The following is a 26,237-nucleotide window of genomic DNA, read 5'->3' as shown; positions in this document are numbered from 1 at the left end:
AAGGAGTTGACGGTTAACTGTTAGGATAAAAAAAACGATGGGAACAAAGGATTATGAACATCTCTAGGACAAGACAACAACTTTATCGTCAATCAAGGTTATGGATCACAATAGTTTTGATCGTTGGTGTGACTTTGATGAGTTGTTCAAAATCCGCCCAGTCCGATCAAACCGTTAAAGTTAGTCCTCAACTGGAACAGCAAATCCTGCAAGTAATTCGACAGCATCCAGAAGTGATTTTAGAGTCCGTCCAAGCCTATCAACAGCAACAGGACGGCCAACTAAAACAGGCGCGACAAACTTTCCTAGAACAGATCAAAACTAATCCGAAAGCGGTGATCGGGAATTCTCCCTTTACGGGTTCAGATGCTAAAAATATTGTCCTGGTGGAGTTTTCCGACTTTCAGTGTCCCTTCTGCGCCCGTGCCCACGAAACCATTCAGAAGTTTATGAAGGCTAACCAAGATCAGGTGACTCTGGTTTATAAGCATTTTCCCCTGACTCAGATTCACTCAGAGGCTCTACCCGCGGCCCAAGCATCCTGGGCGGCTCAACAGCAGGGCAAATTCTGGGAATACCAAAACGCTTTATTTACACAACAGAATCAATTGGGAGAGGCTTTATATCCGGCGATCGCAAAACAGTTAAATCTGGACGTGGAGAAATTCAATCGCGATCGCCAAAGCCCAGAAGCCCAAGCCGCGATTCAGAAGGATATCCAATTAGGGGAAAGTTTGGGGATTTCGGGAACACCATTTTTTGTGATGAATGGCGAAACCTTCTCCGGTGCGGTGGAACTCTCTAAAATCGAAGAAGTTTTAGCTACGGTTAAGGCATCCCAAGGCCAGAAAAAGTAACCCCTAACCTCGACTTTTCAACCTAAACTATTTAACCAAGCGCGTGAATCAAGAACTTGCACCCTTTGTCAGAAGCCGGGAACCCCTTTCTAGTTTGATTTTGTATCACTTGTTCAAGTGGTCGGTGATCAGCCCGATGTTGCATCTGTACTTTCGAGGTCGGATTTATGGTGCGGATCGGGTTCCCCTGGCGGGGCCATTAGTCGTTGTGAGTAACCATGGGAGCGATTTTGATCCTGTCCTACTGTCGAATTGCATGGGACGCCCGGTTTCCTATATGGCAAAAGAGGAATTATTTGAAGTTCCCATCTTAAAACAGGCGATTTCCCTGTATGGAGCCTATCCAGTTAAGCGGGGTTCCGCCGATCGCAGTGCGATTCGAGCAGCCTTACAACAATTAGAAAATGGTTGGGCTGCGGGGGTATTTCTCCAGGGAACCCGCACCATTGATGGTCGAATTACGGAGCCCAAATTGGGGGCGGCCTTAATTGCAGCCAAGGCGAAAGTTCCCTTATTACCTGTGTGTTTGTGGGGAACCCATGCAATTACTAATCGGGGTTCCCATTTTCCCCGACCGGTTCCCATTACGGTACGAGTCGGCGATTTAATTCCGCCTCCGGATTCTACTGACCGGGACGAATTATTGAAATTAACCCAACATTGTACCGATGAAATTAATGCCTTGCATGATCTCGGACGTTAACTTTTAATCAGTAATTAATTCTACACCCAAATTTTTTATGGAAACTGAATTTTTAAGATCCCAACTGACAGAAAACCTGGACGAAGCGGAATGGGATTGGTTAACGCCCCACCTGGAACGGGAGATTGTAATTATTGTGGAATCTCAATTGGATTTATTAACTGTAGGGGAAGCGATCGCCCAGGATAACGCCCTTTCCGTCCAACATTGGATTAGTGAAGCTTTAATTCATAAACCCTCCCCCGACCAAGTTTTACAATGGAATGATCAGCCCAAAAAACGATTTAAAGCCCTAATTGTGCAACCTTTTGTTTTAATTCAAGAGTTGTAATTTTTGGGTCAGTTGTTGCAAAATCGCCAGACTTTTTAAACCACTTTTAATCAGTTTTAATCCCTTAACTGGATGTTGTAATAACACTTTAATTAAGGGAAATATTTTTAATCTTCCATGATAATCAATCGCCGGGGTTAAATCTGGTAAATCTTGAGAGAAGTCATCACTGACAACCCTGACCATGGCGGCTTTAATTCCGGCTTTTGTTAAAAATTCTAATAGAATTAATCCTTCCATATCTACTACTTCCACGGGATAAAGTTGGCTTAATTTTTGTTTTTCGGTGGCGGTGGTAATCACTCGGTCAGTAGTTAAACCCCTGACTAAATGGGAAGAAATTAATTTTTGGTGTAAGAATAAAGCCAAATCATAATCCCAAGAAATTGCCATAATATTCTCAGGATCTTGACTAGAAATTTTTGAAGTTACAGATAAACAATTCTGATAAACAACAACATCTCCAACCTTAAGATTAGGGGATAAACTTCCACATAATCCCAGAACTAAAACCTGTAAAGACTGATTTTTAATAGCTTCCAAATTAAGCCATTTTTTTAAATAAACGGTTAAATATTCAGAACCCATTGGAATTGGTAAAACCTGAATATTTAATGATTCTACGAGTTGCAATCCCTTTAAAACTGCTCGATATTCTTGACCTTGAGGAACAAGAATAAAATTAAATGGTGCCATCCCTTACCCTAACCATCTGACTAGCCACCGAACAGAAAACCCCCCTTAGCCTTGGGTATTAATTCTGTTAAATCTAGCCAAGAATTTGCCTATTATTCTATCACTCCTTTTAGGTTAGGGCTAATTCTTTAATTTTTCTTTCTAAGGATACGGTATAGCTAAGAGTCAAAGATTGGGTTGCATTAAAGTCGGGCATTTCTTGCCAACAGTGGCGACATCTCCAAACCAGATGACCTTTACGAATATGTTGGAGCATTGGCGATGCACAGCAGGGACAGATAGGCATATAAATCTATTAAACCTCGTATGAATTAGCAACATTAGATGGGTTTCCGAGATAGGGAGCAGACTCTATCGGTACCACTTAGATCATGATTTCAGAATAAAAAACAAATTTGAAGAAGTTTTGAAGATCGGAAAAATCCTGAAAATTTGTAACAAATCTATACATTTAAAATAGAAAACGGACTTAAGTATAGTGATCAAAATTAGAGCCAAAAACACAAACTCGGTTTCTTCCTTCTTCTTTGGCTTGGTATAAAGCCGTGTCCGCCGCCCGCATAATTGACTCTCCGGTTAAACCTTGGTTGGGGAACATAGAAATACCTAAAGAAAGGGTAATTTGACCTAAATCTTGATCCCGGTGTTTGGGCTTTAATTCTTGCACTTCAACTCGGATTTGTTCTGCTCTTTCTTTCACAAATTCCAGAGAAATTTCTGGTAAAATCAGGGTAAATTCTTCACCCCCATAACGACAAGCAATATCTGACCCCCGGACATTTTTTTGTAAGATATTTCCCAGTTGTTGCAAGACAATATCTCCGCCATTATGACCAAAGGTATCGTTATAATTTTTAAAATGATCAATATCAATCATAATAATTCCTAAGCCAAACTTTTGACGTTGAGCGCGGTTAATTTCTCGTTCTAAGGATTCTTCTAAATAGCGACGATTATATAACCCGGTCAAACCATCTCGGATACTTTGATATTCTAAGGCTTCTCGTAATTTCAAGTTAGCCAAGGCTAAAGCAATATGTTCCGCCACGGCCGTTGCTAACCGTTGTTGGTCTGCCGAAATTTGTCCCGATTCTTCGGAGGCTAAACACAATAATCCTAACGCATCTCCCTGGGCAATCATGGGTACACAAAGATGTTCAACCATCACCGGATAAGTAGCCGGAAGTTTATTTTTTTCAGGGGGTTTAGGAATGATTTCACTGGAATTATTAGAATTTAATTGATATTGACGATGATTTTTTTGATGGATATGTTTACACAATAAATTACTGGTTGTAGCTGGAACAAAATGGGATCTCCCCCGGCGCAATGCCCAACAATCTTGAGGGGAAAAAACCGCCTCACTGATTCCCTGTAAATCTCCCCAAATCGCCACCATTTCTACTAGATTTTTAGAATTTCTAGCCACAAATAAACCCCCCGATATTTTTGGGAAAAAAGGCTTGAGTAAATCATTCATCACTTGATAGGCTTCTTCGGTAGAATTACAGGCTTGTAAAAATTCACTCATTTGACCTAAAAGCATGGTTTCACGGTTGCGTTGTTCCAAATCATTCACCCAGCGTGTGAGGTTTTGATTGGCTTGTTGGGCGGCTTCTTCGCTTTGCTTTCTTTCTGTAATATCACAACAGGTCAGGGCAATTCCATCGGACAAAGGAACCACTTGTATTTGTAGCCATTTTCCTTTAATATTGGGGTTGGAAACTTCTAATTCTTCCTCAAAGCCTTTTCGAGTTCTAAAGGCACGCAAATAACGATCAAAATATCCTAAGTTGCTCTCTTGATAAAACACATCATTTAGTTTTTTTCCTAACAAATTATCTTTGTTTTGTGAAAGTAGTTCTTCGGCTTTAGAATTCATATCTACTAAAACAAAATTTGTTAATTTTCCCTCGGTATCTCGATAGCTTTGTAAGAGAAAAAACGCATCTAAACTGCCATCAATAGCCGCCCGAAATCGGGCTTCTGATTCCTGTAGAGCTAGGGTGGTTTTTTGACGTTCAATCGCTTCTTCTTTGAGGTCATTAATGGCTTTAGCTAATTCATTGGTTCGTTGTTCTACCCGTTGTTCGAGTTCTTCATTAACTTCATGAAGTTCATTTTCTAAGAGTTTCCGTTCGGCAATTTCTCGGACTAATTCATCATTGGAAGTTGCCAGTTGCATTGTCCGTTCTTGAACTTTGATTTCTAGGTCTTCTTGGGCTTTTTGAATCGAAATTTCAACCCGTTTGCGATCGCTAATATCTCGCATAAAAACCGTTAAAATTTTTCCAGCTTCTAAGGATAACCGAGAGATAGAAACTTCCGCCGGAAATTCCGTACCATCTTTACGATAACCCGTCACTTCCTGATATTCTCCAATGTCTTGAATTAGACGATTTTCGGGTAATAATTCGGGATGATATTGACAATCTTTTTGAAATGAAAATTCAGAAATCAATAAGCTAAACGGCCGTTTTAAAATTTCATTAGCCGTATAACCAAATATTTTCTCCGCTCCTTGATTAAATAGGGTAATTTGTTGTTGCTCATTAATCGAAATAATCGCATCCTGAGCCATATCTAAAATCCCAGCCAAGCGTAAACCAGAATCTATAATTGCTTGTTCCGCTTGTTTGGCTTTGGTAATATCTCGATTAATTTTTAGAATCGCAATTGGATTTCCTTCGCTATCTTTCTTGAGTGACCAACTACTATGAATAATCACAGTATTTCCCTGTTGATTGGTTTGAATTAATTCTCCTTCCCAGTTGCCTTTTTCTAGCACTTCCTGTTTAATTTTTTCTAAGGCTTGAGGAGATGGAATTTTGAGCAATTCAACTAAATTGTTTCCTAATGCTTCTGATTTAGAATAGCCATAAAGTTTTTCCGCGCCCTGATTCCAATAGTTGATATGATCATTCAAATCAATCGCAATAATGCCATCATTTGCTAAGTCTAAAAGTTGAGCTTGATCCTGTAAAATCTGTTGAGTTCGGGCTTGTTCTACTAATTCCTGTTTTAACCGACTATTTAAAGATTCTAACTCGGCTGTTCGTTCAGAAACTTTGATTTCTAGTTCTTCATTAATTTTTTTTAAAGATTCCTCTGACCATTTTCGCTCCGTAATATTGGTCAGAATCACCACACAGCCTTTAAAAACACTATGGGGTTTTGATAGAGGACTAGCACTTAATAAAAAATTAATTTTTTCTCCATCTTTTCTAATAAACAGAACTTCCCTTCCTTTATAGGGATGACCATTAATCACGGAGGCAATGGAAAAAATAGAATTAGAACTTTTCTCCTTTTTTCGCAAGGAATGACCGCCATTTTGTTGCGGTAAAAGTTCAAGTTTAATCAGGTCATCGAAATCAGAAAGCAGTAAATTTGCCCCTAAAATTCTCTGAGCTTCTTGACTAGCACGAATAATTTTTCCCTGATGATCACAAACAATAATAGACTCGGCTGCTTGTTCTAAAAGTAATCGAGTTAACCGCTCTTGAGCAACAATATCTTCATCTCGTTTTTGTTCTGATAAATCGGTAATAATTAAACATCCGACCTCCACACCTTTTTGATTCAGGATATTAATAGAAAGATAAACCGGAACTTCCGTACCATCCCGGGCAATTAAGGTTAATTCCGCCTTTCCCGAACCTAAATTTGCCTTCTGAGATAGGGCTTGAAATAAGGTTAAATCCGAGGGAGAAATAAATTCTTTAAAATCCGTCCCAATTAAATTTTTTAACGGGGTTTTAACTAAAGACGCTAATCGTTTATTACAATAGAGTAATAATGTACTATCGGTGGTAATGGTAGCGGCACCCTCTTTCATTTCTTCCACCAGCATTCGATAGGAAGAATCAGCCCCTTGCAGGGTATAAACCTGTTCTCCCTCTAACCCAGCAATTACTAAAGCATCAACTTCTCCATTACCAATCGCTCGTAATGTTTCCTTGGCAATTTCTAATTGGTAACGAAGATCTTGAACTTCCTGTTCTAATTGTTCTTCTGATTGCTCTAAGTCAACCATAGTTAACCGTTCATCTAAAAAATAACATTTTCTTAAAAGGATAAATTCAAAGCCATCAGAATTTTATCGGTTTGAGATAAATCTCCAATGATTCTTTGTAAAGGTAAGGGAAGAATCCGAATTAAAGTCGGGACAGCAACAATTTTTTGTCCTTCCGTGAGTTCAGGTTGTTGATATACGTCAATCACTTCTAAATCGTAATTGCCTTTTAAGTAGGTTTCACAAATATATTTGATTGTTTTCAGCGCCAGAATTGATTTAAGATTGGTTCCAGCGATATACAGACGAAAACAATAATATCCCTGCTTTGCCGGGGGCTGCAAGTCCTGTTTGGGGGCAGATAAATAGGATTTCATTAAATAACTTCTCCTCTTATTTTAAATCAAGGATTTTCCCAACCACCTCCTTTCCACAATTCTAACCCAATCAAAATTTTTTCAGGACTGGATAAATCTCCAATAATTTGTTTTAAGGGGGGAGGAATTTTACGAACTAAGGCGGGAAGGGCGAAAATGTGATCTTGCTCGGCAAGTTGGGGGTCATTTAAAACATCAATAATTTCAATTTGATATTTTCCCTGAAGATACTGTTCACAAACTTTTTTCAAGTTGATAAATACTCTGATGGCTTTAGGGGTTTGTCCAGCAATATACAAACGCAATTCCCAGAGTTTAGGATCACTGGGTTTCAAGTATTTTTGATTATCCATGGTCGTGGCAGCTTTTCTGGGTTCAAGACATTAACTTTCAGAGAAAGATAACTTTTGATTAGCGGTAGTAGTAACAGACAGTAGCAGAGGTTTATGTGGATATCTTACCCCATTGATCATTAACTGGTAACCGTTTAATTACAAAAATTCACGAATTTTTATAGTTAACTTCCCAAGTTTCAGATAGACGCTGTAAATCCGGTGAACACCTGACAATAATTCCCTGAGTTCGGGGGGAAACGGTTTTTTCTTTAGGCAATTTCAGCAGTAATAGATTTTGATCTAATTCTGCTGTTACGTTTTCAGGATGGACGGAATAAGGTAAGGGAATCAGACATTGAAATTGTTGGGAGGGATAGGTAAAATCGCAGTACCCTGGCACTTCTACCTGTTCAATTTTTTCCCCGGATAAAAACACAGTTTCCGAGGTAACACGAATTGACAAATCCTCGGGTTTGAGGCTGGGAATAGAGACTTTTAAAATAATATGACTTGAGGTTTCTTGCATCTGCACATCCCGAATCGGTGTGATGCCTTCCTGAGCAACCCAGATGGTTAAGGGGGGATCATTAGAGATGGATTGATCCTTAATAACTTGCATCCGTTGATACAAATTGTTCAGAAATTGCCAAGGGTTCAAATTCTCGAAAATCATAGCTTAATCTTGCTTGAGTTGGTTTAAAAACTGGGCATAAAGCCCTGGGTTTTTATTTGATATTCTTGCAACTTAGCAAACAAATTTGAAGAATTTTTGAAGTTAGCTTTATTAAGATTAGAGGGAACAGGGAACAGGTAATGGGTAATGGGTAATGGGTAATGGGTAATGGGTAATGGGTAATGGGTAATGGGTAATGGGTAATGGGTAATGGGTAATGGGTAATGGGTAATGGGTAATTAGGAATTGCCGTTGATCTCAAATTATTTTATAATGGTGGGTCTGGGTTAGGATTTTGGGGTTTTGAACCGTCCTATCGTTACGTTTCCTCCCCGGTTCTGATTCCACTATTCTTTGATGAGGTGTTTATGATCTTCTCCCAGTCTTCCGGGTACCGAATTGATAACTATTCCAATTTTGAAGTCACAAGCGATAGCCGGATTGAAACCTTCTCTCCGAGTAATATTGTGCCGATTGTGATTGAGCAGTCGGGGATGGGGGAACGGGCTTTCGACCTTTATTCCCGTCTGTTGAGAGAACGGATTATTTTTCTAGGAACTCCGATTGATGATGATGTGGCCAATGCCCTGAGTGCCCAACTATTATTCCTAGAAGCCGAAGACCCGGAAAAAGATATCCAAATCTATATTAATTCTCCGGGGGGTTCTGTGACCGCAGGTATGGCGATTCTGGACACCATGCAGCAAATTCGCCCCGATGTGGTCACCATCTGTTATGGCATGGCCGCTAGTATGGGGGCCTTTTTATTAGCCGCCGGAACCCCAGGAAAACGGATGTCTTTGCCCAGTTCCCGAATTATGATTCACCAACCCCTCGGCGGAACCCAGGGACAGGCCGTTGATATTGAAATCCAAGCCAAAGAAATCCTATATCATAAACGGGTACTAAATGAGTTATTGGCTGAACACACGGGTCAACCAATAGAACGAATTGAGGAAGATACCGAACGGGACTTCTATATGTCTGCGGAAGATGCTAAAGAATATGGTCTAATAGATAAGGTGATCGACCGCACCCAAAATCTTCCGATTCCCGGAGAATCCGTTTCTGTAACCTAAGATGAGGTAACTATGTCCAAGTACGACTCCCATCTAAAATGTTCTTTCTGTGGTAAGTCCCAGGAGCAAGTTCGCAAGCTCATTGCAGGGCCAGGTGTTTATATCTGTGATGAATGTGTGGAACTCTGTAATGAAATTTTAGATGAGGAGTTATTCGACAGCAGTTCGGCCACACCCCCCCCAACGTCCCCACGTCCCCAAGTCCCCCAAGCTCCCCAACGGCGACAACGGACGGGACGAGTGGGTTTAAATCAAATTCCTAAACCGAGAGAAATTAAATCCTATCTCGACTCCCACGTTATTGGCCAAGATGAGGCGAAAAAAGTTCTCTCGGTTGCGGTTTATAACCATTACAAACGGTTAGGGTTTCTACAAACGAAAACTACCGGACGTCCGGCTGAAGATAGTAATGTTGAGTTACAAAAATCTAATATTCTATTAATTGGCCCCACCGGATGCGGGAAAACCCTATTGGCGGAAACCTTAGCTAAAATGTTAGAGGTTCCCTTTGCTGTTGCTGACGCCACAACCCTCACCGAAGCTGGTTATGTGGGGGAAGATGTGGAAAATATTCTATTGCGGTTGTTACAGGTTGCCGATTTTGATGTGGAAGAAGCGCAACGGGGAATTGTTTATATTGATGAAATTGATAAAATTGCCCGCAAAAGTGAAAATCCATCTATTACCAGGGATGTATCGGGGGAAGGAGTACAACAGGCTTTATTAAAAATGTTAGAGGGAACCATTGCTAATGTCCCACCCCAGGGCGGACGCAAACATCCCTATCAGGATTGTATTCAAATTGATACCAGTAATATTCTATTTGTCTGTGGGGGGGCCTTTGTCGGCTTAGATAAATTGGTGGAGCAGAGGACGGGCAAAAAGTCCATGGGATTTGTCCAACAGGGAGATGTTCAACCGAAAGATAAACGCACCGTTGATGCCCTCAAACACATGGAACCCGATGATTTGGTCAAATTTGGTCTAATTCCTGAATTGATTGGTCGGATTCCGATGATAGCGGTCTTAGAACCCTTAGATGAAGCTACCTTGGTCGCCATTTTAACTGAGCCACGCAATGCTTTAGTGAAACAATATCAAAAACTATTGCGGATGGATAATGTGCAGTTAGAATTTGATGAAGATGCAATTAAAGCGATCGCTCAAGAAGCCTATCGTCGCAAAACTGGAGCCCGAGCGTTACGGGGAATTGTGGAGGAATTAATGTTAGATGTCATGTATGAAATTCCCTCTCGCAAAGATGTCAAACGCTGTCGGGTGACGCGAGAAATGGTAGAAAAACGTTCTACGGCGGAATTACTATTACATCCATCTTCCTTACCCAAACCCGAATCAGCATAATCAGTTATCAGTAGAGACGTGCCATGGCGCGTCTGTACCAGTTATCAGTTTAGGAGTTACTAATTATCAATTTATGACATTAAATCTATTAAATTCGGTGCATCTAAGATTCAAAGAATCTCAATTCAAACTGAAAAAACTTATCCCTGTTTTCGTGGGTTTGCTCACCTTATTGAGTATTTTAGGGGTCGGACAATTTCAAGTTTTAGGACAACAACAAAACGATATTACGATTGATTTTGGCGCTCAAAGAACTGGCTTGAATTCCGTTAGTGGCTTTTTGTACGGTAAAAATGCCACCCAACCTCCCGATACTATTATTAAGCCCTTAGAACCTAAATTATGGCGGACATCCCAACTGGACTTGTATCCGCGAGTGATTGGACTGGGGGCTAGATTTCAACTGATTTTAAGTGATACTTGGGGCTATGGCTCCCCCAGGGGCTGGCCCTATGATAATTATGCTAAATGGGAAGAACACGTTCGACAACTTGCCCGCCAACATAAAGATAAAGTCATATTATGGGATGTTTGGAACGAACCTGACTTAAAAGAGCCCTTTTGGAAAGGAACAAGAGAACAGTTTTTTGAAACCTATAAACGAGCCTATCAAGTATTACGTCAGGAATTAGGCCCGAATGTAATGATTGGTGGCCCGAGTATTACTAAATATGATCAAAATTTTCTGAATGCCTTTTTAAATTATTGCAAGAATAATAATTTAGAAGTGAACTTTTTATCTTGGCATGAACTTAATGATCAAGATATTACCTCAATTACGGCTCGGATTAATAATGCCCGTCGGAGTTTACAACAAAATCCCGATTACCAAAGTCTAAAAATTAAGGAAATTCATGTTAATGAAATTATTGGCCCTACGGCTCAATATCGTCCGGCGGAAAATTTAGGCTTTTTGTATTACACCGAATTAGGACGGCCCGATGGTGCGGCTAGAGCCTGTTGGGAACCAATTAATCAAGGCAGTGGAACTAATAATTGTTTTAATAATAGTTTAGATGGTTTAGTTACCCCGGATTTATCTTTACCCAGAGCGGTCTGGTGGGTTTATAAGGCCTACACAGATGGGTTTAATTCCCGGGTTGCTAGTCAGTCTAGTAACCCTAAAATTGTTGCCTTAGCTAGTCGTGCTAATCGAGAAGGAAAGGCTCAAATTCTATTCGGTTATTTTGAACAAGCCTTTTCTGCGCCGACGGCGGGAGTCACATTAATTCTGAAAAATTTACCAAATTCTGCTAGAAATTCAACCTTTAAAGTCCAAAAAATCCCTGATTCTGGAGAACAAGTAATCAAGGAATTGGTCACAGTCCGACAGGAGAATATTACCGTAAATAATCAACAGTTAGTCCGGTTAACAATTCCTAATATTCAACTGCATGAAGCCTATATTTTAACTATTGGCTAAGGTTTATTAAGCAATCTAAGGCTTAAAATCGAACTTTTTGGCGATAAGTTAGTCAATAATTAAAGAAGGGCTTAAAATCAAAGATAACTGTTTACTAGGTAATATTATGTGGCTCCGTAATCAAACTTCCCGTGCTGTTGTGGCAATTTTTGGGCTTTCAATGGTTGCTATGTTCGCTAGTTCAACTCCGGTTATGGCTGAATCTATTGCCCAAGGTGAACCGAATCAACCGCAAATGAATGGCCGTTCAGACAGAATGTTCAGTTCACTGAATTTGACCCCGGAACAACAACAGAAAATTCAAGCAATTCGCCAGGAATATCAGGGACAAATCCGCCAACAACAACAACAAATGCGTCAACTTCAGCAAGAATTAAATGAGTTAATGGCTAAAAATGCTCCCGAAAGCGAACTTCGCCTAAAACATAATCAGTTTATGGCATTAAAACAACAGATGGGAGACATTCAGTTTAATATAATGTTAAAAACGCGAGAAATTTTAACCGCAGAACAACGCACTCAACTGGCTAATTTGATGCAAGAACGTCGTCAAAGTCCTCGTCGCGATCGCTAATTTTTTTTAACTTTCCTATCGGTTCAAATCACCGAATTAATCATAGCAGGATATGGGAACAAAAACTTATCTTTACTTACATGGTTTTGCTTCTAGTCCTGCTTCTAAAAAGGCAGAGTATTTGCGCGATCGCTTTGCATCTTTATCAATTAATTTAAACATTCCTGATTTGAACCAAGGAGATTTTTCCCATTTAACTTTAACTCGACAACTCCAACAAATTCCCACAGAATTATCCCCGGATACTTCTGATATTGTGGTGATTGGTTCAAGTTTTGGTGGTTTAACGGCGGCTAGATTTGCCGAACAAAATTTATCGGTTAAACGGTTAATTTTACTGGCTCCTGCGTTTAATTTTTTATCAGAGTGGTTTCCCAAGTTAGGAGCAGAAAAATTAAATCTATGGAAAACTCAAGGGTATTTATCTATTTATCATTATGCTGAAAAACAGAATTTACCCTTGCATTATGATTTTTTAGAAGATTTAGCTCAATACCCCGATGAACAGTTACAGCGTCAGATTCCTACATTAATTTTACATGGAATTAATGACGAAGTTATCCCGATTCAAGCCAGCCAAAACTATTTAAAAACCAGACCTTGGGTAAGATTAATTGAACTGAATAGTGATCATGGCTTAGAGAATGTTTTAGATGTAATTTGGCAAGAAATTAGGGATTTTTTAGGTTGATAAGCTGTTAAGCATTTAAACTGTATTATGAAGCAATGTGTCAGGTGTGGGGTATCTATCAGGGATTTGTCGTTATGTAATTGAGATGAAGATCAGCTTAGTTAATGTTTGATTTTTTGAATTTTGACTTTCATATTTGTGAATTTTTGTTGGATGAATTGCTTGACTTTTGTTAAAGTTTCACTCATCCCACTAGGACGAATAAACTTCTGAGGACGTTGCTCAGGAAAGTTTAAATAACGATAGTATAAAAACAAATTTTTATAGGCAATATCCACATCATAACCTTGACAAAGCTCGGTAAATTTGCTAGAGGGAATACTCATATAATGTAGATAGGTCAGCCTTTTGCCGTGATCATAAAGAACGTGATCAATGTCCTCAAATTGAGAAGACCAATGATTTCCCGTTGCGTGTTCAACATGATGATAAGCAAAATTATAATAGGGAATTTTACTACGAAGAACCATATAATTAAAAAGGGATTGATCCGGCCCAAATAAAGCCATAACATCTGCCTCACCTGATTTTAAACCCTCTAATAGTTGCTCCAATTGTACATCCAAAAAAACCCCTTTTTTGGATGCAAACCAACCCGCGCAAAAAATATTAGATTTTAGTTCTTCCCCTGGAAAAACTTTGACTAATTGTTCTAAAGGCTGATCAAAAATATATTTGAGATCTGACTTGTATTGAAAATCATAGGTAACCCAATCATAATCATTCAATTTATCATAAATCAGAGTCAAAGAACCCATTAACAAAGTATCTGCATCAAAATAGATAAATTTATCAAAAGGGCCATCAATTCCGCAAAGTTTGCGGTGCATTGCCAGACGATACACTGGGGGGAAACCTCTTTCTTTCCAAACCTTTTGTGCTCTTTTATGATATTTCCATGCTTGAGTTGAGAAATTTTCCCAGCGTTCTATTACAGACTTATCTTCAAATAACATTACGTTTTTTCTTGTTGAAATTTCAGCTTTAACTTTCTCTAAACGATCATCATAAGGAATCACACAAACGGGAATTTCTTGACCTGCATTCGCTTCAATGCTATTCAATAAAGCCACTAATTGATCATAAACAACATCATTTGCTAATGTATAAATACCGTTAGTCATCGTTTGTGATCCTTAATTTAGAAGTTACTGGAACTGGACAGGAAGGGAAATAAACGAGTTAGTTTTCTTTTCCAAGTGGGTTTTCCTTCATGTAAATAACGATAGTATTCCCAAATATTCCAATAGGAACCTCCGGGTTTTAAGGGTGTTCCTGCCCAGTGTAAATACTTGAGCCGTTTGCCATTATCATAAAGGATATGATCTTTTTCTTTAAAATGTTTAGAACCTCCCCAACTCCCCGGTGCATTTTCTGGGGGTTTGACTAAATTTCCCCGTTTAGAAATTTGTTTAAGAACCAGATAGTTTAAAATGGGCTGATCGGTTACTCCTTGGCTAAAATCAAAATATTCTCGATGTTGGGAACAGTCTCTTAGGATATCATAAAGTTGTTCTAGGGTAAAAATTCCAGTTCGAGATGCCCAAAATCCACTGTTAAAAACATCCTCGATTTGTTCATCGCTGAAAATACCTTGTTCTTTAACCAGGGGGGAAAAGATATTGCTGATTTTTTCTCCAACAAAGTGATAATCACAACAGAAGAAATCCCATTGTTTCAGGTAATCTAAGTTAGCAACAATATCCTCAAAAACGATAATATCGGTATCAATATACAGAAATTCGTCTAAGGGCCCAAACCAAACGGCTAATTTCCGCATTTTATTGGGAAGTTTCAGAAAATCTCGATCAAAAATTTCCCCAATTTTCTGAGTTAATTGTTCGAGAAAGTTTAAATCTGGAAAGACTTGCACCCCATGTAATTTTCCCAATGTTTCTGCCACTTCTTGGTAATCTTCATTAAATGGGATGAGAAAAATGGGAACCTCTGAGTTATAATGGCGAATGCTATTAAGAAGGGCGATCGCATTTTCCATCACCCGGTTATTAGCAACAATATAAATGCCTCGGTTCATAACTTCTCCTTAACTTAATAATTTTAATTTTCTTAAAACTCGTTTTAAGAGATTGGGTTGAGAATTCGGGTAGGGCGATACGGGTGGGGTTGTAAATACAGGACGTTTTTCGGGTTCATGTAAATAGCGATAATACAAAAACAAATCTCGATAAGGGAAATCCAAATTTTCTCCTGAACAAACCCTGGTCATCATATTGGGCTGAACACCAATATAATGTAAATAGGTGAGTTGATTCCCTTTATCATAGAGAATATGTTCCTTTTCCTGAAAGTGTTTAGAGGTTGCACTGCACCCTGTCTTTTCAGTATCCGGTAGGCTATAAGCAAAATTATAACTGGGAATGCCTGAGCGCATCACCATGTAGTTAATTAAAGGTTGTTCTCCGGCTCCTTCATAGAGGATTTCTGATTCTCCTGCTTGTAAATAGCCAATTAACTGATTTCTCACTTCAGCCGAGAATACTCCTTTTTTAGAACCATAAAACCCCGAACAAAAAATTTCAGAATCAATACGTTTTTTGTCAAAGACTTGGAGCAGTTTAGGCGATTTAAGGTTATAAACTTTGGTTGGATCAAAGAATTGGAAATCATAAACGATCCAATCATAATGTTGTAATTTCTCAAAAACATGATCTAATGAGTTCATTACTAAGGTATCTGCATCCATGTAAATAAACTCATCAAAAGGGCCATCAAACGCACAAAACCGTCTATGGGCGCCATACAGTCGGTATTTACGGTTTAACCGTTGGGGTTGAGATTCTAGCATAAACTCATCCCACCGTTGAATTGATTCTAAATCATCATAAATAAAAACATTGGGACGGTGTTCAACTTCTGCTTTAACCCGTTCTAATCGATCATCAAAGGGAAACACACAAACGGGTGTTTCTGGGCCTAAAATGGCATCAATACTGTTGAGTAGCGCCAGCAGTTGGTCATAAACTACATCATTGCCAAGAGTACAAATTCCCTGCATACTGACTCCTCTGTTTCTATAGCGTGTTTAGATGGTGCAGCCGAGCATTCAAGATTGAGCAAATTAGAGACTAGAATTCTCAGCAAACTCAGATAACCAATTCAATAAATTCAGTTTGTGTAAAATAATCTGTCGAGCTTCTGCGATCGCCGCTTTTGCTTCAAACCAAGCATCAGGACTGCTAATAACCTCCTGAATATAGGATATTCCTTTTTCATCTAAACTCGGTAATCTTAAGAAACTGCCTGGAGGCAATAATCGATCTGCTGCTGGCCCTCCATAATAAATCGGGAGACACCAAGCGAGTAAAGAATCCCAAAGTTTTTCAGTAACATACCAATCATTATCGGCATAATTTTCAATCGCTAAATTGTAAGAATAAGGAGCCATTCCATACCATTTATTTTTTAATTCTCCCGATGCTTTCACCCAAGTCGGTAATCCTCGACCATAAAAATCGATTTGCCCATTTTGAGCTTGTAACGCTTGCAAAAAATCTAATCGTTTCCGATGATTAGCCGTGCGATTAATTCCTGATGTAATCCAACTACAAGATTTCACTTTTTCCGGGGGATTCATTTCATTTAACTCTCGAAAGGAGTTGGAATGATACCAAATCGCAGGCATATAATCGGGTGTTGGAGCTAAATCATCGGGGCCGGAAATATAACCACAATACTGTTTCGCTTTTTCATAATTAGTTTTATTAATTTCTACAATTTCTGCTAAGGGGGGTTCTCGCAATAAATAAATCATCCGATCTTTAGTAACCCCCCTAAACTTTTCCTGCATATTCGGTTCAGGCGGTTGGGGTTTGAGGGTTTGTTTTAAGCGTTCTTTCCATGATAATTTTTTAGGAGGTTTCCGAAAATCAAATTGATAAAGTAACAGAAAATCCGGTTGAGGATGATTCGCTTGAATCCTAATATTGCCCCACTTGCCAAAATCATGAGGCGTTTGTTGCCAAAGCCAATCACTTTGGTTTACCCCTGGATAGCTGGTGATCATGCCTACAATTTTTTCAGTCATTAGTTTATCCTCAATCTAATTACAAGGCAACGGTGGGACGCATCGGTTCTGGAACGTGAGCTAAAATTTTAGAAATCCGATTTTCCCAAGAAAACTGACGAGCAAATTCTATATTTTCTGTATATCCCTCTAGTTTGCGTGGATATTTTTCCAAAACTTGCTCAAGACATTGAGCAAATAAATGGGGCTGATCCGGCTCACACCAACCCGATATGATATTAGCATACTTAAATTCCATCAGAGGCGGAATTTCTGTTGATGCCATGGGGGTTCCTGATGCTAAATAATCAAAAAATTTCAGGGGAGAGGTAAAGGTAGCTGCTTGAGTCAACAGATGGGGATGAGCTAGAATATCGGCGGCTTGTAATAAACTAGCAAGTTGATTTTGAGGCAGAAATCCTAAAAATTCAACGTTATCGACCTGTTTTTCTTGCGATTGGGTTTGATAATCTTTGACATGGGATGGATCACCGCCTGCAAAAACAAACTGAATTTTAGGTAAGGTTTTAGCCACATCTATCAATAGATCAATACCTTTAAAAGAATATAATCCCCCCGAATAAACGACTAAATACTGTCGCTGATTGTGTAGAAGTTTTTCTCGCCATTTTTGGGCATCTTCAAGTTGCCGAAATAGAAAAAAATCATTACAACCGTTGTGGAGGGTAATCACTTTTTCGGGAGGCATTCCATTATTAATCATGCTGTCTCTCACGGTATCAGCAACGGTGACGGTAATAGTTAATAAAGGACTATTGACTATTTCAGGTTCAAATTTCCATTGTTCATGATGATGCTGTTCATAAATGGCGGGAATGCCGGAACGAATGGCTAATTTGGCAAAGCTCCAATCACGAGTATGTACAATTTTTGCAGCAGGCTTAATAAAGGTGGGGAAATAATATTTAGAAATAATTGTATTCGAGTGAGTCCATTTTCCTCCCCAATGGCGATCAACAGGCCAGGGCCGAGGTAGGGGAGCCACTTTTAATTTATTTTGGACATTATAAGCTTGGACGAGTTCTGGTTCTGGTGTTTGGGGTGAAAATGGATGCAACAATTTCTGGGGATTAAAAGAAGTTATTGCTTTCTGAAGATAAACTAAGACCGTTGAGTAGCCTAAGTTAGCGGCTGCATTGGCAGAATTAACAACCTGTACCAAACTAGCTACATTTGTTTGTGGCAAAACATTCCGAGTGTAAAAAATATAATATTTAGGGAGTGACATAAAATTTATACCTCTGAGTGTATATTGTAGCGTTAGGTTTTGTTATTCAAGCGAATTTTTACACTTTGTTCAATAAATTCTAGGCTATCGAGGATATAAGTTGCCGAATGATAGGACTCATTGAGAAGTTCTTGCCGTTCTTCAAGATCATCGATTAAATCATCTGCCAGTAACTGCAAAAAACCCATCATAGGGTTGAGACGACTACGGACATCATAGGAACTGCGAATAATGGCTCGATCTCGTGCTGCTTCATCGGCAAATTGTAGGGTGTATAGTTGAGCATATTTTTCGCCTTTGGCCAGCAGTTGATCATGGGTTCCCACCTCCGCTACACACCCTTGGTCTAAAACGGCAATTTGATCTGCTTTTTGAATCGTAGATAAACGGTGGGCAATAACAACTGTTGTGCGATCACGACTGAGTTTTTCAATAGCTTCTTGAACTAAACGTTCTGAAACTGTATCTAAGGCACTGGTAGCCTCATCTAAAATCAGAATATCAGGGTTTTGTAAGATCGCCCTGGCAATTGAAATGCGTTGACGTTGGCCACCTGATAGTAACACGCCGCGATCGCCGATGGCGGTTAAAAACCCTTGAGGTAACTTAGCAATAAATTCCTCAGCATTAGCTTGTTTAGCGGCAAAAAGAATCTCTTCATCCGTGGCATTGGGTCTGGCATAAGCTATATTATCTCGAACAGAGGCATTAAATAGGAAGGTATCTTGACTAACAATTCCCATTAATTGTCTGAGACTGTTGAGATCAAAGTCGCGTAAATCACGACCATCGAGTTGAATACAACCTTGAATTGGATCATAAAACCGAGGCAGAAGATCTGCTAAAGTAGACTTTCCCGCCCCGGAACCTCCTACTAATGCTAACGTTGTCCCACACGGAACATATAAATCGATATCCTGAAGGGCAAGTTTGTCATGACCGGGATAGGAAAAAGAAATGTGATCAAAATGAATCCCTTCTTGAAGTCCTGTAAACGGCATGGAACCGGACTTCATAATTGGTTTATTATCCCGTCTTAAAAACTCGCCAATAATATTGATTGCTGCTATCCTTTGAGCTAAGTTACTACGAGCATTATTCAACTGAGAAATCAGGGGTAAGGTGCGGAATAAGATAAATAGATAGGTGAGTAAAATAGTGGATAATGCTGTGATTTGATCTTGGGATAAAAAGAATTTTCCGATCATAATCAGCACTAATAGCACCAGCATATTCACCACTTCATTGATTGGTGCAATCGCGGCGGTTGCCATTTGAGCTTTATAATCTGCCTTTTCTCGTTCTCGAATTAAATGTTTAAGCTGCTCATATTCGGATTTTTCATTAGCAGTGGCTTTGACTAAGCGAATTCCATTCAGGACTTCCATCTGCTTAATGGAATAATTTCGAGATATTTTTGACAGTAAATTTCCTGATAGTCTAGATTTAGAAATAATATATTGATTTAATAAAGTGACGATAAACAGCAAGACGCCTGTTGCCAATGTCAGTTGCCAAGAAATAGATAGGAGAATGATCACAAAGACAAAAATGGTAATGGATGTGGTAAACATTCCCGTATAAATACCAATAGCACTAGAAGCCCGGCTAATTTCTCCTCCTAATTGGTTAATTAAATCCCCAACTTTTGTTTTTGCATAGAAATCTAAATCCACATCTAACATTAACTTTAATCCGGCTTCTCTCATGTCACAGGTTAAGGCGCGACCGAGAGAACTGGAAACTAAGCTGCTCCAATAGGTTGTTAAATTTTTTAAAACTAACGCCAATAAAATTGCTCCTGCCATTAATCCCAAGCGATAGACTTCTGGAACATCACCAAAGGGTACTAATATCTTTTGGATTAAGGGCGGAGCACCCTTCATTTCCATTTCTTGGCCTAGTAAATTTAAGACAACAGGAACAATTAGAGTAGTACTGACCCCACTAAAAATTGCTCCAGAGAAACCCAACACAATTGTAAAGATAATCCTAATTGGATATTGCCGTGCATATTTGACTAAATAGTTTTGATTAATCATACTAACGTTTAATAATTTATTGCATGATAGCCAGGGAATTTATTCTACTCTATCCCATCGAGTCCTGACTGAAATTCTAACGCAGTTTATTAATAACCTCCTCTAAAATGATCGCCATTGCATCTATACTATAGTTCTCAATACATCGTTGGCGAGCTTCCCAACCTTTAGCTTGTGCGTCTTCAAAGTGATCAAAAATTTTAGTAAGTGTTTCGGCAATTTGTTCAGGTGAACCAGGGTCAACTAAATAACCTGTGTCACCAATAATTTCTGGAATATCTCCCACGCGAGTTGATAACAGGGGTTTACCCATTGCCATTCCATCGGTTAACTTTAGAGGAAACTGAGCCTTTGCCGTTAAGGTATCTCGCTGGGGAACGACCACAACATGAGCAGCTGCGACAATTTCTGGCATGGTTTCAACGGGGGAGCGAGGGATTTGAATAATCCAACGTCCCCATTGTTGTATTAGTTGATCATCATAGTCATCATAGGGACTGCCCCCGACAATCACTAACCGATAATCGTCCTGATTTAAGTAATCTAAAGCCATTAAAACATCCTCCACACCTTTATGGGGTCGAGGCGCACCTGGAAACATCAAAACTTTATAGCCTTGTAAACCATAGCGCTGACGACTGCTATCGGGGTCAAATCGACCAGGATCAAATAGATCGGTATCTTTACCATTGGGAAGATAAACTCCTCCAAACCGTTGTTTAAGAAATTCTGTATCAATCGTAATTTGATCGGCAAGGGAAACCCAACGTTCTGTCCACTTAACATAAAGCGGGTCATCAGGAAAGCGTAACTTTCCTTGTGGTTTGAACAAATCTCGATAAACTTGCCTTAATGAACCTGGTTGATAGCTCCATTGATCTCCCCCATGCCAGCTTAATTCCCAATCGTCCATATCTAACAAAAGGGGACGACCTGTGAACCATTTTTTCAATAAAGACACCCCAAAACTGGAAGGTTTCGGTTTAACGGCATAAATAACATCCCCATCAATTTTAGGCAATAAGGTTTGGATAGATTTCACAAACTGAGGATACTGCTGACCTGGAATTGAAACCACAGGAATGTCTTGGGGAGGAATCCCATATAGCTCTTGTCCAAATTGAAAACCAACGACCTCTACCTCGTAGTTGAGTTTTCTGATTACTTGACCGAGTAGAAAAGCACGGATGGCTCCTCCACCGGATAAGTCACTAACAACTAATGAGACTTTCATAGTATGATTTATTCATCCCTTTTTGGGATCAGTTAACGGTTCAGGTAAACTTGGACAAGACCCCTTGAGATAATCGGGATTAATTTAGTTTAGCATAACCCTTAAATTGTCAATCTTTATTGTCTACGACTTTCAACCCTAATCTAGTTTATCCGAATCAATATTACTTTGATTTTAATTCCAGATCATTTTGGCAAAAATTTAGCCATGAACAGCAACAATATCAACGGCAATGGCAACAAACGAAATTACTCCAATTATGAATGATCACCTTCCCTATGATGCTTAATAATGCTAAAATCAATAGCATCCTTTTAAATTTTACATTATTTTAATTTTTTATTTTCAACCCCTTTTATGACTAAGGATACTAAACTCGGCTTTTCATCGCCCTATTTATCGTTAGAAAATTTGCTGATTGCAACAATTATTCTAGGGATTCTCTTAAGACTGATCAACCTCGCAACCCGTGAATTTTGGTATGACGAGGTATTATCCCTTCTGTTATCGACAGGACAAAAAAGTGCCTACATTACTCCTCAAGAGATTCCGATGGTTTTAGCCGATTATACTCAACTCCTCAAGTTACCACGAGAGTCTAACTTCAATGATATTGTAAAAACTGTGGTTAGTCTGCTCAAAGGAATTGTGGCTGAACCTCATCCCCCTTTATTTTACCTCAGTCAGCATTTTTGGTTACGGTTATTGGGCAATAGTGAAATCGCTCAACGGAGTCTCAATACTTTACTTAGTCTTTTGAGTATTGGTTGTGGTTATGGTTTAGGACGAACATTGTTAGGATATCGAGGCGGTTTATTATTCGCCGCCTTATTAGCAACCAATCCCTTCTTTTTATTTCACTCCTTAAATGTACGAATGTATGCCCCTCTAGTTCTCTGGACAATTCTAAGTGCTTGGGCTTTAATTCAGTTAATCGGTGTCGATAAAATTCAACCTCAACACCTACAAACTGAAATCAAATCTTCTCTAAGTTTTAAACAAAAACTGTTTTGGACAGGCATATTAATTCTGTCGGTAGCGGCGGGATGTTTGACGTTTTATTTATTTGCTTATTGGGTGATTGCTTTAGCTGCTTTGGTTTTATACTTAGATCGGCATCACTGGTGGCAACACGCCTTACGTTTGGGAACTGGGGTATTAATTACCGTTCCTTGGGTCTTATGGGGAACTCGTCAACAATTGCGGAATGCTGACTTAGGAAGGTTTAGCACTCCGCCCGGTTTTTTTGCGACAATGCTTCAGCATTTACAAGATTTTGCCTATCTTTTAGGTGTACAATTATTAGTAGGAGATTGGATTACCAGTATTCCAGTTTTTATTGCAGTTCTGGCTGGTATTTTCTGGATTATTGTTTTTACAGTTGGCAGTATTCGGCTTTGGAAAGCAGGAGAACATCAACGGTTAGGAGTCGGATTAATTTTAGGAATATTCCCTCTCCTTTTGGCTTTATTAGCAGATATTATCGGTAAAAAATTTACGATTGGGTTTGGTTGGGGAAGAAGTTTAATGATTATTCTTCCGGGTTGTTTATTGCTGATTACCCTATTTATTCAACGCCTAACAAAAGGACAGTTATATCGTCTTACTGCAACGGGTTTAATTTTCATCTATTTAAGTATTAGTATCGCCGACTATAGTTTAAGACCTCGGCAAATGTTCCATCAACTTTCTGATATTATTTCTACTCAACCGACCACTCCTACATTAATTGTAATGAATTCTAAAGCGTGGGGTTATGTTAACCGTTTAGCCTATTATATATCTCCTGAATATCCTGTATTTTTACTGGCTCAAGAATCAAATAAACTGGCTCCGGCTTTACAAAAATCTTTAACCCCTAAACCTTCAGTATATGGTAGAATTATATTATTAGAATCGGCTGAACCTATTTGGTCTGAACCCACGACAGAAGCAGAACGAGAGACAATTCAAGAAATTTTAAAACCCGAATATCAACTTAAAAAAAATCAGATACTTCAAGGTACAATGGATTTAGATAAATTTACCGTTAATGTTTATCAACGGTCTTAATTTTGGGGATTAATTATTAATCGTGTAAAATCAGTCAATTAACTTCTGTCAGATATTTTTATGACAACAACTGCTATCCCAAAATCCTATACTCGCCTGAGTGAACTGTTACCCAGCCTAAAAGCGATCGCAATTCTCTGGATTGTACTGTATCATATTTGGGCTTATACAAAAGGATATCTCAAATTTTCAGAAATCGCTGAGATTTTGACTGGAAATGGTGTTAAAGGGTTGGTGGAAGGATTGCTTAATTTATTCTGTTCCATGGGAGAACAGGGAGTCCATATTTTCCTAATTGCTAGTGGGTTTGGACTCGCAACATCTTGGTGGAAAAGTTATCAAAAAACACCTAATAATCCTAATATTATAGCATTAATTCCCTTTTGGAAACGAAGATTATTACGGATTTTTCCCCTATATTGGATTGCTCATATTTTTGCCTTATTAATATATTTAATCAACCCCGAATGGGTTCCTTTTGGTCAAGAAGTTTGGAGTCAAGGCGGGTTAACAATTGCGGCGGCATTTTTCGCCAGTTTAACCACTCTGAGAAATTTTATTATGCCCTTTTATACCTTCTTAAATGGGGCTTGGTGGTATGTGGGATTAATCGTTCAACTTTATTTCGTTTTTCCCTTTTTAATTCGTTGGGGGAAACGCTGGGGATGGCAAAATTTATTAATTAATTCTGTAGTTATTTCTTTACTATATCGGGGATTAATTGTGCTGCTTCCGGTTAGTGATACGATTACAGATAGATTATTGCGGGGGGCATTTTTTCCCTCTCGGTTATTTAAATTTGTCTTAGGTATTGTTTTAGCGATCGCATTATTAGAACAAAATTCAGGATCAGACAAATTATTAAACTGGAGTCACAATTTACTATTTAAACGGCGATGGCTGGGTTTTTTAATAATATTTTGGGCTTTAGGATTAGCCTGTGATTGGGGATCGGAATCAGGATTAATGGCTTGGAGAATCCCGGCTGATTTTTTCCTAGGAATTGGAGAATTTTTTGCCCTATTTCAAATTATCAATTATTTACCTAGTCTGAAACCTTGGTTAAATCCTATTGGCGACACATCCTATGGAATTTACCTAATTCACATGAACTTAGAAACAGGTTTATGGGTGGGAATGAGTTTTATCTCCTTTTATTGGTTGCGCTTATTCGTGGTAGTGGCGATCGCCTGTTTTTTGGGAGGATTATTTGATATTGCTGGGAATTGGATAATTAAACAGGGGTTAAAAAATAGTCTTTTTTCTTCTGCTAAATAACCCCTAAACCTCTAATTACTTAACTTCCGTTACTCGCCAACTCAATTTTAAATTTAGCCAGAAATTCCAAAAAGTCACAATAGCGATCGCAATTACTTTTGCTAAATAGGCATTCATTCCAAACACATTAAACAGAATATTCACCAATAACACATTTAAAATCAACCCCGATAAACAAATTAAGTTAAACTTCAAAAATCGTTTAAACCGTTTTCCCGTACCTTTTTGATGGTTAGAAATATCTCCAAATGTCCAAAGATCATTCCAGATAAAATTATTAATAATTGCTACTTCTGCCGAGAATATAGCACTACGAGTTAAAGCTAAACCAATCACAGTATAGAGGAGATAAAACACTCCCATATCGACAAAAACGCCACTAAAACCCACAACTCCAAACCGCAAAAACCGCGTTACCGGCCATCGAGCTAAACGTAATTTAACTAAATGTTGTAAATATTCAATATATTGTTTCCAAGTGACTTTGCTTTCCCCTTCCAAGCGTTCTTGGAACACATAACCCACTTCTCCCACCCAACGAATTTGCCCCCGACCTAACACTTCAATCAGGATTTTATAACCAATAGGATCAAGAGTTCTTCCAGCAATTGCTTCCCTTCTCACCATAAAATACCCACTCATCGGATCAGACACTCTACCAATCACACCAGGTAAAATAATTAATCCTAAAACCTGCGCTCCCCTCGATAAAAAGCGCCTAATCACACTCCAATCACTAACGCCTCCGCCTTCAACATGGCGACTACCAACCGCTAAATCCGCACCCCGTTCTATTTCAGATAAAAGTTGTAATAAACTCTCTGGAGGATGTTGTAAATCCGCATCAATTACCCCTAAAATTTCCCCTCTAGCCACTTGCCAACCCCTGATTACAGCAGTTGATAATCCCCGTTCTTCCTGACGTCGCATCACCCGCAATTGGGGAAATTCTGGGATTAACTCCGCCGCAACTTTCCAAGTTAAATCCGGGCTATCATCATCAACAATAATTAACTCATATTCATTCGGAATTACTCCGTCTAATAACTGAGTTAATTGTTGAACAATGGGTCTAACATTTTCGCTTTCTTTGTAAGTGGGAATGATCAAGGATAATCTAATCGCAAACTCACTAATTTCCGTTGAAATATTGGCTTGGGCAGGAATCTGTAATGGCCCAGTTGGAACCGGAATTAAATTATTGACTTCAGGAAAATTCATATTGGGTTTGACCTCATTAAT

The 26,237-nt window shown here is 38.9% G+C and carries 25 protein-coding genes; 11 read left to right on the top strand and 14 right to left on the bottom strand.

Going from position 1 to position 26,237, the window contains the following annotated elements; all coding sequences use genetic code 11:
- Window positions 1-53 precede the first annotated feature (53 nt).
- From AC559H_RS18355 to AC559H_RS18345, 3 genes are all read left to right on the top strand, one after another.
- The gene (locus AC559H_RS18355) at window positions 54-857 is read left to right on the top strand and encodes a DsbA family protein (protein ID WP_026795345.1); all 804 of its coding nucleotides are present in this window, start codon (window positions 54-56) and stop codon (window positions 855-857) included.
- Window positions 858-993: 136 nt separating this feature from the next.
- Window positions 994-1,560: a lysophospholipid acyltransferase family protein gene (locus tag AC559H_RS18350; protein ID WP_081692377.1), complete on the top strand. Its 567-nt coding sequence runs from the start codon at window positions 994-996 to the stop codon at window positions 1,558-1,560.
- Between the two features lie 37 nt (window positions 1,561-1,597).
- Window positions 1,598-1,891, top strand: a complete 294-nt coding sequence (locus tag AC559H_RS18345; protein ID WP_026795347.1) for a DUF2288 domain-containing protein — start codon at window positions 1,598-1,600, stop codon at window positions 1,889-1,891.
- Here AC559H_RS18345 and AC559H_RS18340 read toward each other — a convergent pair.
- From AC559H_RS18340 to AC559H_RS18315, 6 genes are all read right to left on the bottom strand, one after another.
- Window positions 1,874-2,587 (bottom strand): phosphorylase family protein, encoded by a 714-nt coding sequence (locus AC559H_RS18340; protein WP_026795348.1) that lies wholly within the window; start codon window positions 2,585-2,587, stop codon window positions 1,874-1,876. The genes AC559H_RS18345 and AC559H_RS18340 overlap by 18 nt on opposite strands.
- Before the next feature lie 109 nt (window positions 2,588-2,696).
- The gene (locus tag AC559H_RS18335; RefSeq protein ID WP_155806318.1) at window positions 2,697-2,843 is read right to left on the bottom strand and encodes a hypothetical protein; all 147 of its coding nucleotides are present in this window, start codon (window positions 2,841-2,843) and stop codon (window positions 2,697-2,699) included.
- A 213-nt stretch (window positions 2,844-3,056) separates the two neighbouring features.
- The gene (locus tag AC559H_RS18330) at window positions 3,057-6,623 is read right to left on the bottom strand and encodes a PAS domain S-box protein (RefSeq protein ID WP_051319447.1); all 3,567 of its coding nucleotides are present in this window, start codon (window positions 6,621-6,623) and stop codon (window positions 3,057-3,059) included.
- Window positions 6,624-6,655: 32 nt separating this feature from the next.
- Window positions 6,656-6,979: a circadian clock KaiB family protein gene (locus tag AC559H_RS18325; RefSeq protein WP_026788117.1), complete on the bottom strand. Its 324-nt coding sequence runs from the start codon at window positions 6,977-6,979 to the stop codon at window positions 6,656-6,658.
- Between the two features lie 26 nt (window positions 6,980-7,005).
- Window positions 7,006-7,332 (bottom strand): circadian clock KaiB family protein, encoded by a 327-nt coding sequence (locus AC559H_RS18320; protein ID WP_026795349.1) that lies wholly within the window; start codon window positions 7,330-7,332, stop codon window positions 7,006-7,008.
- A 148-nt stretch (window positions 7,333-7,480) separates the two neighbouring features.
- Window positions 7,481-7,987 carry an Hsp20/alpha crystallin family protein gene (locus AC559H_RS18315; RefSeq protein ID WP_026795350.1) on the bottom strand — a complete coding sequence of 169 codons (507 nt, stop codon included), beginning with the start codon at window positions 7,985-7,987 and terminating at the stop codon, window positions 7,481-7,483.
- 368 nt (window positions 7,988-8,355) lie between these two features.
- On the opposite strand from AC559H_RS18315, the gene clpP reads away from it, so the two are divergent.
- The 5 genes from clpP to AC559H_RS18290 all read left to right on the top strand — a co-directional run bounded on the left by clpP (window position 8,356) and on the right by AC559H_RS18290 (window position 13,116).
- Window positions 8,356-9,066 (top strand): ATP-dependent Clp endopeptidase proteolytic subunit ClpP, encoded by a 711-nt coding sequence (gene clpP / locus AC559H_RS18310; protein ID WP_026795351.1) that lies wholly within the window; start codon window positions 8,356-8,358, stop codon window positions 9,064-9,066.
- Window positions 9,067-9,078: 12 nt separating this feature from the next.
- Window positions 9,079-10,428, top strand: coding sequence for an ATP-dependent protease ATP-binding subunit ClpX (clpX, locus tag AC559H_RS18305; RefSeq protein WP_026795352.1), 1,350 nt, complete (start codon window positions 9,079-9,081; stop codon window positions 10,426-10,428).
- Window positions 10,429-10,501: 73 nt separating this feature from the next.
- The gene (locus AC559H_RS18300; protein ID WP_036831167.1) at window positions 10,502-11,851 is read left to right on the top strand and encodes a GH39 family glycosyl hydrolase; all 1,350 of its coding nucleotides are present in this window, start codon (window positions 10,502-10,504) and stop codon (window positions 11,849-11,851) included.
- Between the two features lie 106 nt (window positions 11,852-11,957).
- On the top strand, window positions 11,958-12,425 hold the full coding sequence (locus tag AC559H_RS18295; RefSeq protein WP_026788121.1) for a Spy/CpxP family protein refolding chaperone: 468 nt from the start codon (window positions 11,958-11,960) through the stop codon (window positions 12,423-12,425).
- A 52-nt stretch (window positions 12,426-12,477) separates the two neighbouring features.
- Window positions 12,478-13,116: a YqiA/YcfP family alpha/beta fold hydrolase gene (locus AC559H_RS18290; protein WP_026795354.1), complete on the top strand. Its 639-nt coding sequence runs from the start codon at window positions 12,478-12,480 to the stop codon at window positions 13,114-13,116.
- Between the two features lie 101 nt (window positions 13,117-13,217).
- On the opposite strand, the gene AC559H_RS18285 is transcribed toward AC559H_RS18290, so the two are convergent.
- The 7 genes from AC559H_RS18285 to AC559H_RS18255 all read right to left on the bottom strand — a co-directional run bounded on the left by AC559H_RS18285 (window position 13,218) and on the right by AC559H_RS18255 (window position 21,665).
- Window positions 13,218-14,240, bottom strand: a complete 1,023-nt coding sequence (locus AC559H_RS18285; protein ID WP_026788122.1) for an Npun_R2821/Npun_R2822 family protein — start codon at window positions 14,238-14,240, stop codon at window positions 13,218-13,220.
- 17 nt (window positions 14,241-14,257) lie between these two features.
- Window positions 14,258-15,151 (bottom strand): Npun_R2821/Npun_R2822 family protein, encoded by an 894-nt coding sequence (locus AC559H_RS18280; protein ID WP_026788123.1) that lies wholly within the window; start codon window positions 15,149-15,151, stop codon window positions 14,258-14,260.
- Between the two features lie 9 nt (window positions 15,152-15,160).
- Window positions 15,161-16,132 carry an Npun_R2821/Npun_R2822 family protein gene (locus tag AC559H_RS18275; RefSeq protein ID WP_026795355.1) on the bottom strand — a complete coding sequence of 324 codons (972 nt, stop codon included), beginning with the start codon at window positions 16,130-16,132 and terminating at the stop codon, window positions 15,161-15,163.
- A gap of 63 nt (window positions 16,133-16,195) precedes the next feature.
- Entirely contained in the window at window positions 16,196-17,161 is a 966-nt protein-coding gene (locus tag AC559H_RS18270; protein WP_026788125.1) for a glycosyltransferase family 10 domain-containing protein, read from the bottom strand.
- 19 nt (window positions 17,162-17,180) lie between these two features.
- Complete coding sequence (locus AC559H_RS18265) at window positions 17,181-18,389, bottom strand: glycosyltransferase (protein ID WP_036831162.1); 1,209 nt, start codon at window positions 18,387-18,389, stop codon at window positions 17,181-17,183.
- Window positions 18,390-18,421: 32 nt separating this feature from the next.
- Entirely contained in the window at window positions 18,422-20,431 is a 2,010-nt protein-coding gene (locus AC559H_RS18260; protein WP_026795357.1) for an ABC transporter ATP-binding protein, read from the bottom strand.
- A gap of 76 nt (window positions 20,432-20,507) precedes the next feature.
- On the bottom strand, window positions 20,508-21,665 hold the full coding sequence (locus AC559H_RS18255; protein WP_026795358.1) for a glycosyltransferase family 4 protein: 1,158 nt from the start codon (window positions 21,663-21,665) through the stop codon (window positions 20,508-20,510).
- 119 nt (window positions 21,666-21,784) lie between these two features.
- Here AC559H_RS18255 and AC559H_RS18250 point away from each other — a divergent pair, with 119 nt between their 5' ends.
- The 3 genes from AC559H_RS18250 (at window position 21,785) to AC559H_RS18240 (ending at window position 24,995) form a co-directional block, all read left to right on the top strand.
- Window positions 21,785-21,928 carry a hypothetical protein gene (locus AC559H_RS18250; RefSeq protein ID WP_155806319.1) on the top strand — a complete coding sequence of 48 codons (144 nt, stop codon included), beginning with the start codon at window positions 21,785-21,787 and terminating at the stop codon, window positions 21,926-21,928.
- 94 nt (window positions 21,929-22,022) lie between these two features.
- Entirely contained in the window at window positions 22,023-23,717 is a 1,695-nt protein-coding gene (locus AC559H_RS18245) for a glycosyltransferase family 39 protein (protein WP_026795359.1), read from the top strand.
- A 60-nt stretch (window positions 23,718-23,777) separates the two neighbouring features.
- The gene (locus tag AC559H_RS18240; protein WP_026795360.1) at window positions 23,778-24,995 is read left to right on the top strand and encodes an acyltransferase family protein; all 1,218 of its coding nucleotides are present in this window, start codon (window positions 23,778-23,780) and stop codon (window positions 24,993-24,995) included.
- Window positions 24,996-25,010: 15 nt separating this feature from the next.
- Here AC559H_RS18240 and AC559H_RS18235 read toward each other — a convergent pair whose 3' ends face one another.
- A complete protein-coding gene (locus AC559H_RS18235; protein ID WP_026795361.1) occupies window positions 25,011-26,216 on the bottom strand; it encodes a glycosyltransferase in 1,206 nt (401 codons plus the stop codon).
- Window positions 26,217-26,237 lie beyond the last annotated feature (21 nt).

It is taken from the genome of Planktothrix prolifica NIVA-CYA 540 (assembly GCF_963864145.1).
In the GTDB taxonomy this organism is placed as follows: domain Bacteria; phylum Cyanobacteriota; class Cyanobacteriia; order Cyanobacteriales; family Microcoleaceae; genus Planktothrix; species Planktothrix agardhii.
The sequence above is the reverse complement of the archived record's forward strand: the minus strand, read 5'-3'. Positions and strand labels throughout refer to the sequence as shown.